2 protein-coding genes are annotated in these 1,128 nt (G+C 50.6%); both read left to right on the forward strand.

All coding sequences use genetic code 11. The features are described 5' to 3' along the window. Nucleotides 1–59 precede the first annotated feature (59 nt). The gene (locus JUJ53_RS18040; protein WP_204153437.1) at nucleotides 60–563 is read left to right on the forward strand and encodes a winged helix-turn-helix domain-containing protein; all 504 of its coding nucleotides are present in this window, start codon (nucleotides 60–62) and stop codon (nucleotides 561–563) included. Between the two features lie 29 nt (nucleotides 564–592). After that, nucleotides 593–1,120: an IS630 family transposase gene (locus JUJ53_RS18045; protein WP_204153438.1), complete on the forward strand. Its 528-nt coding sequence runs from the start codon at nucleotides 593–595 to the stop codon at nucleotides 1,118–1,120. Nucleotides 1,121–1,128: the final 8 nt, after the last annotated feature.

Here is a 1,128-nt window from a genome sequence, read left to right on the forward strand (position 1 = left end):
ATACCAATTTAATTTAAAGGGACATAGAATAGAGGGAGGGTCAATCCTGGAGGATAGAAATGAGTCGTCCATTCAAGCTTGAGATCACTGAGAGCGAAGCCGACCTGAAGAAACGATTGCAACATGTCAGAGCAGCGATTCAGAAAGAGAAACTCCAGATGCTGTGGTGGGTCAAAAGCGGACAGGTCAAGCAGCAACAAGAGATTGCTCAACGGTTAGGGCGTGATATCTCGACGGTCACCCGATGGCTCCAGACGTACCGTCGGGGTGGGATCCAGGAACTGCTGAAAATTAATAAAGCTCCCGGAGGCAGGCGGATCATGAGTGATGCCGTGCTTGCCGACCTACAGCAGCAGTTGAATCGTCCCGAAGGCTTCAGCAGCTATGGTGCGATTGTGGAATGGTTGCACGAGAAGCACGGACTGACCATGGAATACGGGACGGTCTATGACTGGGTGCATAACCGCCTAGGGGCCAAACTGAAAACTCCACGCCCTCAGAGTTATCGGCAAGATGAAGCGAGAGTAGAGACCTTTAAAAAAACCTTGGAGCCGCCCTGTTAGCACTGGAAACCCTGCTAGCACAGGGCAACGTGATTCATTATTTGTGCCAGGATGAAACCCGAGTTGGTCTGAAAACCCAGACCGGTAAAGTCATCACGGCCAAAGGGGTGAAGCCCACAGTGAAGGTGCAATGGGGGCGAGAGAATTTCTGGATTTACGGAGCGATTGCCCCGTTGACGGGAGACCACTTCCTCCACGAGTATCCCGCACTCAACCGGGCATGTTTTCAGGACTTTTTAGATTGGTTATCCAAGCAATTAGGAGACGATTGGGCGATTTTGCAGATGGATCAGGCATCGGCTCACATGACGTCTGCACTCCAATGGCCAGAGAACATCATTCCTTTAGCGCAACCCGCTCACAGTCCTGAACTCAACCCTATAGAGAGACTTTGGCAGTTGCTGAAGCAGTCGCTCAACAATCAGATCTTTCCATCCCTGCAAGCTTTACGGGAGCGAGTTCAAGAACTATTGGATCAACTAACACTGGAGCAGGTTGCATCAGTTTCTGCCTACGACTTTATCCTGGAAGCACTGTTCTATGCCGCCTCACATTGAACTGGTAT

It is taken from the genome of Leptolyngbya sp. CCY15150, assembly GCF_016888135.1.
Taxonomy (GTDB): domain Bacteria; phylum Cyanobacteriota; class Cyanobacteriia; order RECH01; family RECH01; genus RECH01.

What these genes read in the sequence shown, in the direction of transcription:
- JUJ53_RS18040 (WP_204153437.1), top strand. Translation starts at nt 60, where the DNA reads ATGAGTCGTCCATTCAAGCTTGAGATCACTGAGAGCGAAGCCGACCTG.